19 protein-coding genes and 2 pseudogenes are annotated in these 15659 nt (G+C 66.8%); 17 read left to right on the top strand and 4 right to left on the bottom strand.

Annotated elements, in window-relative coordinates:
* Positions 1-64: 64 nt before the first annotated feature.
* The 7 genes from ATO6_RS02265 to ATO6_RS24960 all read left to right on the top strand — a co-directional run bounded on the left by ATO6_RS02265 (position 65) and on the right by ATO6_RS24960 (position 5593).
* Entirely contained in the window at positions 65-568 is a 504-nt protein-coding gene (locus ATO6_RS02265; RefSeq protein ID WP_088622313.1) for a hypothetical protein, read from the top strand.
* 49 nt (positions 569-617) lie between these two features.
* Complete coding sequence (locus tag ATO6_RS02260) at positions 618-1232, top strand: d(CMP) kinase (RefSeq protein ID WP_088622312.1); 615 nt, start codon at positions 618-620, stop codon at positions 1230-1232.
* Between the two features lie 109 nt (positions 1233-1341).
* Positions 1342-2811 (top strand): UbiA family prenyltransferase, encoded by a 1470-nt coding sequence (locus tag ATO6_RS02255; RefSeq protein ID WP_254919046.1) that lies wholly within the window; start codon positions 1342-1344, stop codon positions 2809-2811.
* Positions 2808-3227, top strand: coding sequence for a GtrA family protein (locus ATO6_RS02250; RefSeq protein ID WP_088622310.1), 420 nt, complete (start codon positions 2808-2810; stop codon positions 3225-3227). The genes ATO6_RS02255 and ATO6_RS02250 overlap by 4 nt, the downstream gene beginning before the upstream one ends.
* Positions 3224-4549, top strand: coding sequence for an FAD-binding oxidoreductase (locus ATO6_RS02245; protein WP_088622309.1), 1326 nt, complete (start codon positions 3224-3226; stop codon positions 4547-4549). Before ATO6_RS02250 ends, ATO6_RS02245 begins: the two co-directional genes overlap by 4 nt.
* Entirely contained in the window at positions 4546-5280 is a 735-nt protein-coding gene (locus ATO6_RS02240) for an SDR family oxidoreductase (RefSeq protein WP_088622308.1), read from the top strand. The genes ATO6_RS02245 and ATO6_RS02240 overlap by 4 nt, the downstream gene beginning before the upstream one ends.
* Positions 5281-5431: 151 nt before the next feature.
* Positions 5432-5593: a hypothetical protein gene (locus tag ATO6_RS24960; protein ID WP_176440799.1), complete on the top strand. Its 162-nt coding sequence runs from the start codon at positions 5432-5434 to the stop codon at positions 5591-5593.
* 4 nt (positions 5594-5597) lie between these two features.
* Here the strand turns inward: ATO6_RS24960 and ATO6_RS02235 are convergent, their stop codons facing one another.
* A complete protein-coding gene (locus tag ATO6_RS02235) occupies positions 5598-5981 on the bottom strand; it encodes a DoxX family protein (protein WP_088622307.1) in 384 nt (127 codons plus the stop codon).
* Positions 5982-6251: 270 nt separating this feature from the next.
* Between ATO6_RS02235 and rpsA the strand changes: the two are divergent.
* The 6 genes and pseudogenes from rpsA to rnhA all read left to right on the top strand — a co-directional run.
* Positions 6252-7949, top strand: a pseudogene (rpsA, locus tag ATO6_RS02230) (30S ribosomal protein S1); the annotation flags it as partial.
* A 295-nt stretch (positions 7950-8244) separates the two neighbouring features.
* The gene (ihfB, locus tag ATO6_RS02225; protein ID WP_088622305.1) at positions 8245-8529 is read left to right on the top strand and encodes an integration host factor subunit beta; all 285 of its coding nucleotides are present in this window, start codon (positions 8245-8247) and stop codon (positions 8527-8529) included.
* A gap of 4 nt (positions 8530-8533) precedes the next feature.
* Positions 8534-8875 carry a lipopolysaccharide assembly protein LapA domain-containing protein gene (locus tag ATO6_RS02220; RefSeq protein ID WP_088622304.1) on the top strand — a complete coding sequence of 114 codons (342 nt, stop codon included), beginning with the start codon at positions 8534-8536 and terminating at the stop codon, positions 8873-8875.
* Positions 8876-8920: 45 nt separating this feature from the next.
* Entirely contained in the window at positions 8921-9562 is a 642-nt protein-coding gene (locus ATO6_RS02215; protein ID WP_088622303.1) for a phosphoribosylanthranilate isomerase, read from the top strand.
* A gap of 2 nt (positions 9563-9564) precedes the next feature.
* Positions 9565-10025 (top strand): annotated as a pseudogene (locus ATO6_RS02210) (N-acetyltransferase family protein).
* Positions 10026-10066: 41 nt separating this feature from the next.
* Positions 10067-10516 carry a ribonuclease HI gene (gene rnhA / locus ATO6_RS02205; RefSeq protein WP_088622302.1) on the top strand — a complete coding sequence of 150 codons (450 nt, stop codon included), beginning with the start codon at positions 10067-10069 and terminating at the stop codon, positions 10514-10516.
* A 91-nt stretch (positions 10517-10607) separates the two neighbouring features.
* Here rnhA and ATO6_RS02200 read toward each other — a convergent pair whose 3' ends face one another.
* Genes ATO6_RS02200 through uraH form a run of 3 tightly spaced genes read right to left on the bottom strand, consistent with a single transcriptional unit; the run spans position 10608 to position 11450 of the window.
* Positions 10608-10844: a GlsB/YeaQ/YmgE family stress response membrane protein gene (locus ATO6_RS02200; protein WP_088622301.1), complete on the bottom strand. Its 237-nt coding sequence runs from the start codon at positions 10842-10844 to the stop codon at positions 10608-10610.
* A 10-nt stretch (positions 10845-10854) separates the two neighbouring features.
* The gene (locus ATO6_RS02195; RefSeq protein ID WP_088622300.1) at positions 10855-11091 is read right to left on the bottom strand and encodes a hypothetical protein; all 237 of its coding nucleotides are present in this window, start codon (positions 11089-11091) and stop codon (positions 10855-10857) included.
* The gene (uraH, locus tag ATO6_RS02190; protein ID WP_088623372.1) at positions 11091-11450 is read right to left on the bottom strand and encodes a hydroxyisourate hydrolase; all 360 of its coding nucleotides are present in this window, start codon (positions 11448-11450) and stop codon (positions 11091-11093) included. Before uraH ends, ATO6_RS02195 begins: the two co-directional genes overlap by 1 nt.
* A 73-nt stretch (positions 11451-11523) precedes the next feature.
* Between uraH and puuE the strand changes: the two genes are divergently transcribed.
* Genes puuE through ATO6_RS02170 form a run of 4 tightly spaced genes read left to right on the top strand, consistent with a single transcriptional unit; the run spans position 11524 to position 15652 of the window.
* Positions 11524-12945, top strand: coding sequence for an allantoinase PuuE (puuE, locus tag ATO6_RS25300; protein WP_217898961.1), 1422 nt, complete (start codon positions 11524-11526; stop codon positions 12943-12945).
* On the top strand, positions 12942-13760 hold the full coding sequence (locus ATO6_RS02180; RefSeq protein ID WP_217898960.1) for a bifunctional allantoicase/(S)-ureidoglycine aminohydrolase: 819 nt from the start codon (positions 12942-12944) through the stop codon (positions 13758-13760). Before puuE ends, ATO6_RS02180 begins: the two co-directional genes overlap by 4 nt.
* Entirely contained in the window at positions 13757-14248 is a 492-nt protein-coding gene (locus ATO6_RS02175; protein WP_088622297.1) for an ureidoglycolate lyase, read from the top strand. The genes ATO6_RS02180 and ATO6_RS02175 overlap by 4 nt, the downstream gene beginning before the upstream one ends.
* 54 nt (positions 14249-14302) lie before the next feature.
* Positions 14303-15652, top strand: coding sequence for a uracil-xanthine permease family protein (locus ATO6_RS02170; protein WP_088622296.1), 1350 nt, complete (start codon positions 14303-14305; stop codon positions 15650-15652).
* The last annotated feature ends 7 nt before the right edge of the window (positions 15653-15659 follow it).

Here is a 15659-nt window from a genome sequence, read left to right as displayed (position 1 = left end):
GGACACCACAGCCCTGACATGCTAGGCTGCGCGCCGGGTGGTTCGGGAACGTGGGTGCGGGATCATGAAAGTCGTCTTCTGGGTGGCGGTCCTTGTGGCTGCCGCGATCTATCTGACGATGACGGTCTGGACGATGCCGCTGCTGATGGCCGAGGGCGAGGGGCTGCGGCCCTTCGACCTTCGGCCCTTTGGCTACACCTCCGCCGAAGCCCGTGAATATCTCGCCGCGATCACCGAGGAGGGTATCGCGGTCTACCTCGGCCCGCAGCACATGATGGACCGGGTCTATCCGGCGGTGCTGGCGCTGATGTTCGTCACGGGCGAGCTGATCCTGTTCCGCCGCTGGCTGGCCGCCGCGCTGATTGCCGTGGCGCTGATCGGTGCGGGGGCGGACTACATGGAAAACGGTCTGGTGGCGCGCTTGCTGACCGAGAACGCGCCGGGCGATGCGCTGATCGGGCGGGCGAGCCTTGCGACGGCGGTCAAGTCGATCTGCGCCACGATCGGTTTCGTGGCGTTGATCGTCGGCGGGCTGCGGGCAGGTGTGGCGCGGCTGCGGGGTGCTTGACCTCGGACGGCGGGCGGGTCAGACCGGACCGGAAGGCACAGGAGGCGACATGGTCTTTACCGTTGCGATCGACGGCCCGGCGGCGGCGGGCAAGGGCACCATCTCGCGCGCCGTGGCGGCGCATTTCGGTTTTGCGCATCTCGACACCGGCCTGATCTACCGGGCGACCGGCCGCCGGGTGCTGGATGGCGACACCCCGGAACAGGCCGCACGGGCCCTGAAGCCCGCCGATCTGGAGGCCGACGGCCTGCGCACCCCCGAGGTGGCGCAGGCGGCGAGCCGGGTCGCGGCAATCCCCGAGGTCCGCGCGGCGCTGGTCGAGTTCCAGCGCGACTTCGCCCGGCGCGAGGGCGGCGCCGTTCTGGACGGGCGCGACATCGGCACGGTGATCTGCCCGAACGCCGAGGTGAAGCTGTTCGTCACCGCTTCGGACGAGGTGCGGGCGGACCGGCGCTATCGCGAGCTGGTCGAGGGCGGGCATGACGTGACTCCGGACGGTGTGCTGGCCGATCTGCGCGCCCGTGATGCCCGCGACTCCGGTCGCGAGGCCGCGCCGATGACGGCGGCGGCGGATGCCCTTCTGCTGGACACATCGGACATGAGCATCGACGCGGCGGTCGAGGCCGCGGTTGCGGCGGTTGCGGCCCGACTGGCACAGGGCTGAACCCGCGTGCCCCGTGCGGATTGCCCGGTCACGAGTTGACCGGTATCCTGCCGCTCGATTGCCATAACCACCGGGTAAGAGTGGGGCGTGTGAGGGCAAGATGACAGCAGTGACAAAACCGACAGTGGCGGACGGGCCCGCCAATCCGGACGACCGTGTGACGGGAGCCGACGTCATTCTCGTCTGCGATCTGGACGGCTCGCTGATCCGGACGGACCTGCTGTTCGAAACGTTCTGGTCCGCATTCTCCGCCAGGTGGACTGCGCCGCTGCCTGCGACATTGGCACTGCTGCGCGGCCGGGCCGCGCTTAAGGCGCATCTGGCAGGGCGTGGGGACATAGACGTCAGCCGCCTGCCCTACAACGAAGAGGTTCTGGCCGAACTGCGGGCATGGCGTGCGTCGGGCGGGCGCACGGCGCTGGTGACGGCGGCGGATCAGGCGCTGGCGGACCGGATCGCGCTGCATCTGGGGCTGTTCGACGAGGTTCACGGCTCGGACGGGCTGGTGAACCTGAAGGGGACCGCGAAGGCCCAGATGCTGGAGACCCGGTTCGGTCGGGGCGGATACGACTACATCGGTGACAGCCGGTCCGACCTGAAGGTCTGGCAGGGCGCGCGCCGGGGGATCAGCGTCGATGCGCCGGAAGCCCTGCAGCGCGGCGCCGAGGCCCTGTGCGACATGCGCCACTTCGGCCGGCCACCTGGCACGTTCCGTCCGTTGATGAAGGCTCTGCGGCCGCATCAGTGGGCCAAGAACGCGCTGGTCTTTCTGCCCGCGCTGGCGGGTCACGCCTTTGGCGCCGACCTCCTGGTGCGGGTTCTGTTCGCCTTCATCGCCTTCAGCCTCGTCGCTTCCAGCGTTTACGTGCTGAACGACCTGCTCGATCTGGAAGCGGACCGCGCGCATCCGCGCAAGCGGAACCGGCCATTTGCCAGCGGCGCGCTGCCGCTTTCATATGGCACCTGGCTTGCGCCCTGCCTGCTGCTCGGCGGCGTCGGGATCGCAGCAATGCTGGGGCCCGTGTTCCTTGCGGTCATGGCCGTATATTACCTGACCACGACGCTCTACTCTCTGCGGCTCAAACGGTTGCCGGTGGTCGACATCTGCACCCTTGCCGCGCTCTATGCGCTCAGGATCGTGGCGGGTGCGGCGGCGGTGCCGATCCCGCTGTCGGTCTGGATGCTGGCCTTCTCGATCTTCTTCTTCTTCTCGCTCGCCGCCGTGAAACGGCAGGCCGAGCTGGTCGACGGGCTGGCGACCGGGCGCGAGGCGAAGGGGCGCGGTTACCAGGTCGACGACCTGCCGCTGGTGTCGATGATGGCGGTCGCGGCGGGCTATGTCTCGATCATGGTCCTGGCGCTCTACGTCAATTCGCCCGAGGTGCGGATCCTCTATGAGCGCCCGGAATGGCTGTGGGGGATCTGCGCGGTGCTGCTTTACTGGATCAGCCGGATGGTCTTCATCACGCACCGGGGACAGATGCATGACGATCCGGTGGTCTTTGCGGCGCGGGACAAGGTCAGTTATCTCGTCTTCCTCTCCATGCTGGGATTCATCGCGGCGGGGACGTTGCTGTGAGCCTTTCGACACTCGTCCTGCGTTACGCCGCCTTCGCCGTGGTCGCGACGCTTGCCAACCTTGCCGCGCAGCGGGTGGTTCTGGCGGCAGGCGAGACCGCCGGGTGGTTCGCACTGGCGGTTGTGGTCGGGACCGGCGTCGGGCTGGTCATCAAGTACTTGCTCGACAAGCGGTGGATCTTCGGCGACCTCGAAACCGGCGCGGCGGCGCATGGACGCAAGTTCTCGCTCTACACCCTTATGGGGGTCGTCACGACGGCGATCTTCTGGGGGACCGAGACGGCGTTCTGGCTGATATGGCAGACCGACCTGATGCGCGAACTTGGCGCGGTGCTGGGGCTGAGCGTCGGCTACGTGGTGAAATACCACCTCGACCGGCGTTTCGTGTTCAGGGCCGTGGCGGGGCAGGCGGCATGAAGAAGAAGCTCTCCGGCTGGGGCCGCTACCCGGTGGCCGAGTGCGAGGTGACCGCCCCCCGCGACGAGGCGGCGGTGCGCGCCGCCGTCGCGCAGGGGCCGGTGATCGCGCGCGGCAACGGGCGCGCCTATGGCGACGCGGCGATGCAGGCGCAGGGCACGCTGGACATGCGGCGGATGAACAAGGTGATCGCCTTCGACCCCGTGGCGGGCCGGGTGGAGTGCGAGGCGGGCATGCTGCTCGGCGACGTGATCAGCGCCTTCCTGCCGCATGGCTGGTTTCCCGCCGTGACGCCGGGGACCAAGCTGGTGACGATCGGCGGCTGCATCGCCTCGGACGTGCACGGCAAGAACCACCGCAACGACGGCACCTTCGCGCGCTATCTGGACTGGATCGACATCATGGACGCCGATGGCGACGTGGTGCGAGCGGATGCGTCCTCCAACTCCGACCTGTTCCGCTGGACACCGGGGGCCATGGGGCTGACTGGCGTGATCCTGAGGGCCGGGTTCCGGCTGCGGCCGGTGGAGTCGGGCTGGATCCGGCAGGAGATGGTCCCGGCGGCCAACCTCGACGCGGCGATGGAGGTGTTCGAGACGACAGACGCCACCTATTCCGTCGCATGGTTCGACTGCCTCGGCCGGGGCGACGCGCTCGGCCGGTCTCTGGTGGTCCTGGGCGATCACGCCACGCGCGATGAACTGCCGTCGGACAAGCGATACCGCCCGTTCCACGTGCCCGCCCGCCGCCGCAAAAAGGTGCCGGTGGACGCGCCCGCCTTCGCGCTGAACCGCTATACGCTCAGGGCGTTCAACCTGCTGTATCACTGGAACGGGTCGCGGCAGGCGGGGTCGTCCTATGTCGACTGGGACAGCTACTTCTACCCGCTCGACGCGCTTCTGGACTGGAACCGGATCTACGGCCGCCCCGGCTTCGCACAGTTCCAGGTGGTGATCCCTCTCGACTCGGCCAAGGCCGGGCTGACGCGCCTGCTGGACACCATCGCGGCCTCGGGGCAGGGGTCGTTCCTGGCCGTTCTCAAGCGGCTCGGTGCCGAGGGTGGACCGTTCTCCTTCCCGATGGAGGGCTACACCCTCGCACTCGATTTCCCGGTCAACGACAGGACGCTGGCGCTGATGCGCGAACTGGACGCGATCACCGTGGACCACGGGGGCCGGTTCTACCTGACCAAGGACAGCCGGCTGAGCGCCGAGACATTGCGCGCGGCGGATGGCCGGGTGCCGGACTTCATCGCCATGCGGGCGGAACAGGGATTGGCGGGGGCGTTCGCCTCGGGCCAGTCGGAAAGGTTGGGGCTTTGAAGGAAACGGTTCTCATTCTGGGCGGACGCTCGGATATCGGTCTGGCCTGCGCGCATGCCTTCGCCGCCGAGGGGCATCCGGTCCAGCTGGCCGCGCGGAACGTGGAGACGCTGGAGCCCGCGCGCGCCGATCTGGCCCTGCGCCATTCGGTCGAGGTCAGCCTGCACGAGATCGACGCGCTGGCGACCGGCACGCACGGGGCCTTCGCGGCGGGACTGGAGCCTGCGCCCGGTATCGTGATCTGCGCCATCGGCGCGCTCGGCAACCAGACGGCGGACGAAGAGGACCATGCCCACGCCGTGGAGGTGATGCGCGCGAACTTCGAGGGGCCCGCGAGCCTGATGGCGGTCTTCGCCAACCAGATGGCCGTCAGGGGCGAGGGCGTGCTGGTCGGCATCTCCTCGGTCGCGGGCGACCGGGGGCGGGCGGCGAACTACATCTACGGATCGGCCAAGGCCGGGTTCACGGCCTACCTGTCGGGCCTCAGGAACCGGCTGGCCAAGCAGGGTGTGCACGTCGTGACGGTCAAGCCGGGCTTCGTCGCGACCAGCATGACCGAGGGCATGGACCTGCCGCCGAAGCTGACGGCGCGGCCCGAGGAGGTCGGGCAGGCGGTGCTGAGCGCGGTGCGCAAGCGCCGGAACGTGATCTACGTCCGGCCGATCTGGCGGGTGGTCATGACGGTGATCTGCGCGATCCCCGAGGCGGTGTTCAAGAAGATGTCGATCTGAGCAGCTTGCGCGGAAACCGGGCACTTTCAGGCCCTCTGTTGCCGTTGCGCCCCGTTCCGAGGTCAGGAATTCGTGACTCGCCCGAATCCGGGAACAAGGGCACGGTGGTTCCGTTGATTTGCCAACCAATGCTTAGAACGGAACGATTGAGATGACCCGCGATAGCGAAAAGACCCCTAGCGAAGCGAGGGCCGATAAGACCGAGGAACCGCCGCAGAACGTCTGGCGCCTGTACGATTTCGCCGAGGACTGCCTGATCCCGCGAAAACCCGAGTCCGACAAGGACGACGGCATGTCCTGGGCCGCCGAGTAGGTCCCTAGCGCCGGACCGGCCAGACCCGGCGGATCGCCGGGTCGCGCAGCCACAGGCCGCCCCACAGGAACACGCCGAGGTAGACGCTGAACAGCGTGTGCGAGAAGAGCGGGCTTTCGGCCCGGATCTGCGTCACCATCGCCCCGCCCAGATAGGCCATCGTCAGGGTCGCGCCCAGAAGGCCGGTCCGGGGGAGCAGGTAAAGCACCGTGCAGACCACCTCGATCACGCCGATCAGCATGATCGGTGCACCCGGCCAGCCGAGGTCCGTCATCGTCTGTGCCGCGATATCCGACAGGAACTTCGGCGTCACCGAAGCCCCGAAGATGAAGAGCGCGTAGAGCCCCGACAGCAGCCAGCCGATGCGGATCATCCAGGTTTCGGACATCTCTGAGCCTTCCAAGTTGCGTTGGTATCAACTCGAATATTTGGCCGGGAATGTCAATGCCGGGCGGGCGGAGCCCTGCCACACAGGCCCAAACCCCTTGCATTCCGCGCGTGGTTCCCCTAGGACGCGCGCGTCGACAAGGCGAAAACGCCGCGAATGAAGCACGAGCAGGGGTCGGGCAATCACCGGCCCTGTTTTGTTTGCGGGACGCGTAACTGACCAACCCAAGACCGGCGGAGACAACCGCTCGGCCAGAAAACCGTAACAAAGGATATCAAAGGCCACATGGCTCAAAACGCATCCATGGAGGAATTCGAGGCCCTCCTTAATGAAAGCCTCGAAATGGACACTCCGGACGAAGGTTCGGTTGTCAAAGGCAAGGTCATCGCGATCGAAGCGGGCCAAGCCATCATCGACGTCGGCTACAAGATGGAAGGCCGCGTTGATCTGAAAGAATTCGCAAACCCCGGCGAACAGCCCGACATCAGCGTCGGCGATGAAGTCGAGGTCTACCTCCGGTCCGCAGAAAACGCCCGTGGCGAAGCCGTCATCTCTCGCGAGATGGCCCGCCGTGAAGAGGCATGGGACCGTCTCGAGAAAGCCTATGCCGACGACGCCCGCGTCGAAGGTGCGATCTTCGGCCGTGTCAAAGGCGGCTTCACCGTCGATCTCGGCGGCGCCGTGGCCTTCCTGCCCGGTTCGCAGGTCGATGTGCGCCCCGTGCGCGATGCCGGCCCGCTCATGGGTCTCAAGCAGCCGTTCCAGATCCTCAAGATGGACCGTCGCCGGGGCAACATCGTTGTTTCCCGCCGCGCGATCCTCGAAGAGAGCCGCGCCGAACAGCGCGCCGAAGTCATCTCGAACCTCACCGAGGGTCAGGAAGTCGACGGCGTGGTCAAGAACATCACCGAATACGGTGCGTTCGTTGACCTGGGCGGTGTCGACGGCCTGCTGCACGTCACCGACATGGCGTGGCGCCGCGTGAACCACCCGTCCGAGATCCTGTCGATCGGTGAAACCGTCAAGGTTCAGGTCATCAAGATCAACAAGGACACCCACCGTATCTCCCTCGGCATGAAGCAGCTGCAGGAAGATCCGTGGAACCTGGTCGCTGCCAAGTTCCCGCTGGGTTCGGTCCATCAGGGCCGCGTGACCAACATCACCGACTACGGCGCGTTCGTCGAGCTGGAGCCGGGTGTCGAAGGTCTGGTCCACGTGTCCGAAATGTCCTGGACCAAGAAGAACGTGCACCCCGGCAAGATCGTCTCGACCTCGCAGGAAGTCGACGTCATGGTCCTGGAAATCGACCAGGCCAAGCGCCGTGTTTCGCTGGGTCTCAAGCAGACCATGCGCAACCCGTGGGAAGTCTTCTCCGAGACCCACCCGGAAGGCACCGTGGTCGAGGGCGAGGTCAAGAACATCACCGAATTCGGTCTCTTCGTCGGTCTCGACGGCGACATCGACGGGATGGTCCACCTGTCCGACCTGTCGTGGGACGAGCGTGGCGAGGACGCGATCCAGAACTACCGCAAGGGCGACATGGTCAAGGCCGTCGTCTCCGAAGTCGACACCGAGAAGGAGCGTATCTCGCTCTCGATCAAGGGTGTGGACGGCGACAAGTTCGCGGATGCCGTCGGCGGCGTGAAGCGCGGCTCGGTCATCACCGTCACCGTGACGGCGATCGAGGATGGCGGGATCGAAGTGGAATACGAAGGCATGAAGTCCTTCATCCGCCGCTCCGACCTGTCGCGTGACCGTTCCGACCAGCGCCCCGAGCGTTTCAGCGTCGGCGACCACGTCGATGTGCGCGTCACGAACGTCGACTCCAAGTCGCGCCGTCTGGGCCTGTCGATCAAGGCACGTGAGATCGCGGAAGAGAAAGAGGCCGTCGAACAGTACGGTTCCTCCGACTCGGGCGCCTCGCTGGGCGACATCCTTGGCGCCGCGCTTAAGGGCGACGACCGCTAAGCTTCGGTTCCGACCGATTTCAGGGGCTCCGGCGACACCGCCGGGGCCCCTTTTTATGTGCCCGAATCATGCATATCCGCGCTGCGGCGCGGCACAGCCGCCGCCCCGCGGCAATCGGCGGGAATCAGGCGGTGCAAGCCATTTTTGCGCGCTGACCTGCCTGCAAGGTCCGGTAAATAACAGAAAATCTCGCCTTTAAGCCATTCCCGGCTATTTCCGATCAGGGTTAACGTCCATATAGTCCATCACGGCGCTGTGACGCTTTCATGCCTCTGCCCTGGGAGACAACCAGACTATGATCCGGTCCGAACTGATCCAGAAAATCGCCGATGAAAATCCGCATCTGTACCAGCGCGACGTCGAGCGGATCGTGAATACGATCTTCCAGGAAATCATCGACGCGCTTGCGAATGGCGACCGCGTCGAACTGCGCGGCTTCGGCGCCTTCTCTGTCAAGAAGCGGGATGCTAGAACGGGGCGGAACCCCCGGACCGGCGAATCCGTTGATGTGGACGAAAAGTTCGTTCCCTTCTTTAAGACGGGCAAGCTGCTGCGGGACAGGCTGAACGGAAAGGCATGATCTGATGCGGTACATCCGCTACGCATTCCTCGCCATCCTCGCGGTGGCGCTGATCTCCGTCGCGCTTGCGAACCGTGACTTCGTGACGCTTACTCTGCTGCCCTCCGGGATTGCCCGGATCGTCGGCATGAACCCCTCGATCGACCTGCCGCTGTTCGTGGTGATCTTTGCCGGGATCGTCGCCGGTCTGCTGATCGGTTTCGTCTGGGAATGGCTGCGCGAGCACAAGCATCGCGCCGAGGCCCGGCGGAACGCCAAGGAAGCCGGCAAGCTGGAACGCGAGGTGCGCCGCCTGAAGGGCGAGAAGCACAAGGGCAAGGACGAGGTGCTGGCGCTGATCGAGTGATCGCGCCGCTTTCCTTTCCGCGCCTGCCGGTCTAACCACACCGCCATGAAGATCCGGGTCAAGATATGCGGGCTGACACGGCCCGAGGACGTGACCGCGTCGGCCGAGGCCGGGGCGGCCTATGTCGGGTTCAACTTCTTCCCCCCCTCGCCACGCTATGTCGACATCGCCGCTGCCCGCACGCTGGCGGTCGAGGTCCCCGTGGGGATCGCCAAGGTGGCGCTGACGGTGGATGCGGATGACGCCACGCTGGATGCGATCGTTGCGGGCGTGCCGCTGGACATGCTGCAGCTTCATGGCTCCGAGTCGCCCGAGCGGGTGGCGGAGGTCCGGGCGCGTTATGGGCTGCCCGTGATGAAGGCCATCGGCATCGCCGATCCCGGCGACCTGGCCGGGATCGCGGCCTACGAGGCGGTGGCTGACCAGCTGCTGATCGACGCCAAGCCCCCGCGCGATGCCGAGCTGCCGGGCGGCAACGGGCTGGCATTCGACTGGCGGCTTCTGGCGGGTCGGAAATACTGGACGAAGCCGTGGATGCTGGCCGGGGGGCTGACCCCTGACAACGTGGAACAGGCGATCCGCCTGACCGGGGCGCGGCAGGTGGATGTCGCCTCGGGCGTCGAGGCGTCGAAAGGCGTGAAGGACGCGGGGCTGATCAGGAGCTTCGTCAAGGCGGCCAGCCTGTGACGGTGGTGTTCCGCCCTGCCACGCGGGGGATGTCCCGGCGGTGGTCGCCCTGCTGGCCGATGACGTGCTGGGCGCCGGTCGCGAGGCGGGCGAGGACATGGTGCCCTACCTCGCCGCCTATGACGCGATGCAGGCCGAGGGGGGCAATCACCTGATCCTGGGCGAGATAGACGGGCGGGTCGTGGCGACCTACCAGCTGACCTTCATCACCGGCCTGTCGCGGCGGGCCAGTCGTCGGGCGCAGGTGGAAAGTGTCCGCGTGGTGTCGGACCTGCGCGGCCAGGGGATCGGGGCGCAGCTTATGGCGGATGCCGAAGCGCGGGCGCTGGCCGCCGGCTGCTCGCTGATCCAGCTGACCACGCAGCGGACACGGCTGGACGCGCACCGGTTCTATGACCGTCTGGGCTACGAGCCCTCGCATTTCGGCTACAAGAAGGCGCTGGCGGCGGAGCACCGGGCCTGAGCCCCGGAAGCGACCTGCAGCGCCCTGGAAAGGAACGAGACGTGCCGGACTACTATGCCTATACCGACGGAGCCTGCTCCGGGAACCCCGGCCCCGGCGGCTGGGGCGTTCTGCTGCAGGCGAAGGACGGTGAAACGGTCCTGAAGGAGCGGGCGCTGAACGGCGGTGAGCCGGTGACGACGAACAACCGGATGGAGCTGATGGCCGCGATCAGCGCGTTGGAGGCGCTCGGCCGCGGGACGGACATCACCGTCGTGACCGACAGCCAGTACGTGAAGAACGGCGTGACCGGCTGGATCCACGGCTGGAAGCGCAACGGGTGGAAGACCTCGGCCAAGAAGCCGGTGAAGAACGTGGAGCTGTGGCAGCGGCTGGACGAGGCTCAGGCGCGGCACCGGGTGACCTGGGAATGGGTCAAGGGCCATGCGGGCCATCCCGAGAACGAGCGCGCGGACGAGCTGGCGCGTGAGGGGATGGCGCCTTTCAAGTAAGTTGCGCGGGCGTGGCCCGCGCCGCGGCGGGGGGCGCTGCCCCCCGCACCCCCCGGAGTTTAGGGACCAGATGAAGCAGGGAGCCTGGTGCCTATTTCGGGCCGTAGCGGTCCCAGAGCCAGAGCAGGACGATCGCGCCGAGCACCGCGCCGATCAGGCCGCCAAGGATGCCGAGGACGGCCAGAACGGTCTTGAGCACGAGGCCGCCGACCAGCGCGCCGGCCATGCCGATCAGGACGGTCTGGACGGGGCCGGTCCGGATGTCGAGCATCCGGGTCGCGGCCCAGCCCGCCGCCGCGCCGATCAGGATCCACAGGATGAAGCCCATTGTCGTCTCCTTACTTCCGGTAGTGGGTGGGCACGATGATCAGCGCCCCGATGGAGGAGATCAGCGCATCGACCCCCGGCGCGCCGAAGCGGAAGCCGAACATGATGCGCAGGAAGAAGAACAGGAAGGCCCCGCCGATGCAGATGATGATCGACGGCAGGTAGCCGTTGTGGGTGAAGCCGGATTTCTCTGAGACGTAGCCCACGATCCCGGCGATCACCACGGTGCCCATCAGAACGAAAAGCATCAGCTGCCCCTGTAGGTCGAATAGCCGTACGGCGAGAGCAGCAGTGGCACGTGATAATGCGCGTCGGGGTCCGACATGCCGAAGCGGATCGGCACGATGTCGAGGAACATGGGTTCATCCCCCGCCTGTCCTGTGGCACGCAGGTAGTCGCCCGCGTCGAAGACCAGCTCGTAGGTGCCCGGTTCGAACGCCGCCTTCGGCAGGATCGGCGTGTCGGTCCGGCCGTCCGCGTTGGTCACCGCATCCGCGATCCGGGTCAGGCCGCTGTCGGTCACGCGGAACAGCGCGATGGCCAGCCCTGCCGCCGGTCTGCCCGTCGCGGTGTCCAGGACGTGGGTTGTCAGGTATCCTTCGGCCATTCCGGCTCCGTTCCACTTGCAAGAGACGCCGGGCAGGGTATCCATGAACCCGCCCCATGCAGGAGACAAGCACATGCAGCGCTATCCGCGCAACATGATCGGCTACGGCCCGACCCCGCCCGATGCGAAATGGCCCGGCGGCGCGAAGATCGCCATCAGCTTCGTGATGAACTACGAGGAGGGCGGCGAGAACAACATCCTGCACGGCGATGCGGCGTCCGAGGCGTTCCTGTCCGAGATCATCGGCGCGGCGCAATGGCCGGGCCAGCGGCACTGGAACATGGAGTCGGTCTACGACTACGGCGCTCGTGCCGGGTTCTGGCGGCTGCACCGGCTGTTCACGCGCGAAAACATCCCGCTGACCGTCTACGGCGTGACCACCGCGCTGGCCCGCGGGCCGGAACAGGTGCTGGCCATGCAGGAAGCCGGCTGGGAGGTCGCCAGCCACGGCCTGAAATGGGTCGAGCACAAGGACATGCCCGAGACCGAGGAACGCGCCCAGATGGAGGAAGCGGTCCGCCTGCACGTCGAGGTGACGGGCGAACGCCCGACCGGCTGGTACACCGGGCGCTGTTCCATGAACACCATGCGGCTGGCCGCCGAGATGGGGTTCGACTGGGTGAGCGACACGATCGACGACGACCTGCCCTACTGGATGGAGGTCGAGGGCCGCGACCGGCACCAGCTTGTGATCCCCTACACGATGGACGCCAACGACATGCGCTTTGCCGTGCCCGCGGGCTTCAGCGAGGGCGATCAGTTCTTCACTTACCTCAAGGACAGCTTCGACGCGCTCTATGCCGAGGGGCAGGAGGGCGCGGCCAAGATGATGAGCATCGGTATGCATTGCCGCCTTTTGGGGCGTCCGGGGCGTATCATGGCGCTGAAGCGGTTCATCGACTACGCCAAGGGGCACGAGGGCGTCTGGTTCGCCCGCCGTCTGGATATCGCGCGCCACTGGGCGCATGTGCATCCGCCCGTCCGCCGGGCGCTGGTGCCGCACCGGATGGAGAAGGCGTCGTTCGTCAAGGCCTTCGGCGGCATCTACGAACATTCGCCCTGGGTCGCGGAGCGGGCATGGGGGCTGGAACTGGGGCCGGTCCACGACCGCGCCGCCGGGCTGGCCAATGCGCTGGCGCGGGTGTTCCGCACGGCGACCGAGGCCGAACGGATGGCAGTTCTGGGCGCGCACCCGGACCTCGCCGGCAAGCTGGCGGCGGCCAAGCGGTTGACAGCAAACAGCACATCGGAACAGGCCTCGGCCGGGCTGGACGCGCTGACCGACGCGGAACGCGCGGCCTTCGAGCGGCACAACGCGGCCTATACGGACAAGTTCGGATTTCCCTTCATCATCGCCGTCCGCGACAACACCAAGGCGAGCATCATGGCGGCCTTCGAGACAAGGCTTGCCAACGACCGCGAAACCGAGTTCAGGACAGCCTGCGCCCAGGTGGAGCGCATCGCCTATCACCGACTGAAGGACCTGCTGCCGTGAAGCGTCGCTATTTCTCCGACTGGGGCGGCCTGCCCGCTCAGCGCAACATCATCACCGGGCGCGCGGCGTTCACCCCGTCCTACGCGATCATCCCGCGCCGGGTTCAGTCCGACATCACCGCCAGCCTGCTGCCGGGATGGGACAGGACCCGCGCATGGATCCTCGCCCGCCCGCTGACCGGCTTTGCCGAGACCTTCGCCGAACTGATCCTCGAGATGCAGCCGGGCGGCGGGTCCGAGACGCCCGAGCCGGATGCGGGCGTGCAGGGCGTGCTCTTCGTGCTGGAAGGCGCGATGACCCTGACCGTGGGCGGCGCCGAGCATCACATGGTGCCGGGCGGCTTCGCCTACCTGCCGCCGGACAGCGGCTGGCAGGTGCGGGCGGGTGACGCCAAGACGGTCGCCGTCTGGGTGCGCAAGCGGTACGAGCCGGTGCCGGGTCTCGGCGTGCCGGAGGTTCTGGTGACAAATGATGCCGACATCACGCCCGCCGCGATGCCGGACACGAATGGCGCGTGGAGCACGACGCGCTTCGTCGACCCCAACGACCTCCGCCACGACATGCACGTCACCATCGTGAACCTGCTGCCGGGGGCCGAGGTGCCGTTCACCGAGACGCATGTGATGGAGCACGGGCTTCTGGTGCTGCAGGGCATGGGCGTCTACCGGCTGAACACCGACTGGGTCGAGGTCGAGGCGGGCGATTTCATGTGGCTCCGCGCCTTCTGTCCGCAGGGCTGCCACGCGAGCGGATCCGAGCCGTTCCGCTACCTGCTCTACAAGGACGTCAACCGCCACCCCAAGCTCTGGTCATGAGCGCGCCGGTCATCACCGCGCGACCGCTGACGGCGGCGGCCTTCGCGCCCTTCGGCGACGTGCTGGAGGTTTCCGGCGCACCGGACAAGGTCATCAACCAGGGCTGGTGCGACCGGTTTCACGACCGGGCGCGGATGGATTTCGGGCCCGGCGGACGCGCGGGGATCAGCATCTTCAAGTCGCGCCCCCGCGTCCTGCCCTACACCTGCGACCTGCTGGAACGGCACCCCGAGGGCAGCCAGGCCTTCATCCCGATGTCCGAAGCGCCGTGGCTGGTGATCGTCGCCCCGGACGACGACGGCGTGCCGGGTGCGCCGCTGGCATTCCTCCCGGCCCCCGGTCAGGGCGTGAACATTCTGCGCAATACATGGCACGGCGTGCTTACGCCTTTGGCGGAACCGGGCCTGTTTGCGGTGATCGACCGCATAGGGGACACGCCGAACCTGCAGGAATGCATACTCGAGACGCCGTTTGCCGTAACATCGTGACGGACCCGCCCGTCAGAGGCTGGCCGCTTTCTGACATGGAACGGGACATATCACATGGCTGGCACGGCTCTCGGCACCCCTGCGCAACTGCGCGATCCGAACTACACTCCTCCTCTCATCGACGCGGTGCCGCTTGGCATCCAGCACGTGCTGGCGATGTTCGCGTCGAACGTCACGCCCGCGATCATCGTCGCGGGGGCGGCGGGCTTCGGCTTCGGCTCGAACTCGCCGGACTTTCCGAACCTTATCTACATGATCCAGATGTCGATGCTGTTCGCCGGCATCGCGACGCTGTTCCAGACCATCGGCATGGGCCCTGTCGGGGCGCGGCTGCCGATCGTGCAGGGCACCTCCTTCGCCTTCCTGCCGGTGATGATCCCGGCGGTGGCGGGGCAGGGGGTCGCGGGCATGGCCGGGCTGATGACCGGCATCGTGATCGGCGGCATCTTCCACTTCTGCCTCGGCACGGTGATCGGCCGGATGCGGTTCGCCCTGCCGCCGCTGGTGACGGGTCTGATCGTCCTGATGATCGGCCTGTCGCTGATCAAGGTCGGCATCCAGTACGCGGCGGGCGGCGTGCCCCTGATGGGCAAGCCGGAATTCGGATCGCTGGCCATGTGGACGCCCGCGCTGGTGGTCATCGTCGTGACGCTGGGGCTCAAGTTCTTCACCAAGGGCCTGATCTCAGTCTCGGCCATCCTCGTCGGACTGATCGCAGGCTATGTCGTCGCGCTGATTCTCGGGCAGGTGAATTTCGGCAACGTGGGTCGGGCGGCGATGTTCGCGCTGCCGATGCCCTTCAGGTGGGGCGTCGAGTTCAACGGCGCGATCATCATCGGGATGTGCTTCATGGCGGTCATTTCGGCCATCGAGACGGTCGGTGACGTCAGCGGCATCTGCAAGGGCGGCGCCGGGCGCGAGGCGACGGACAAGGAAATCACCGGCGCGACCTTCGCGGACGGGGCCGGGACGGCCATCGCCGGGATATTCGGCGGGCTGCCCAACACCTCGTTCAGCCAGAACGTCGGCCTGATCTCGATGACCGGGGTGATGAGCCGCCATGTCGTGACGGTGGGCGGCCTGTTCCTGATCCTCTGCGGGCTGGTGCCCAAGATCGGGGCCATCGTGTCGACCGTGCCGATCAACGTGCTGGGCGGGGGCGTGATCGTCATGTTCGGCATGGTGGCCGCGGCGGGCATCAACATGCTGTCCGAGGTAAACTGGAACCGGCGCAACATGGTGATCTTTGCCGTGTCGCTGTCGGTCGGCTTCGGCCTGCAACTGGAGCCGTCGGCGCTGCAGCACCTGCCGAACACGCTGCAGATCCTGCTGACCTCGGGCCTGCTGCCCGCGGCGGGCCTGTCCATCGCGCTGAACCTCGCGCTGCCGGAAGAACTGGACTGAAGTCAGC

The organism is Oceanicola sp. 22II-s10i, assembly GCF_002210105.1.
Classification (GTDB): Bacteria; Pseudomonadota; Alphaproteobacteria; order Rhodobacterales; family Rhodobacteraceae; genus Pseudooceanicola.
This window is presented reverse-complemented; position numbering and strand designations above follow the sequence as displayed.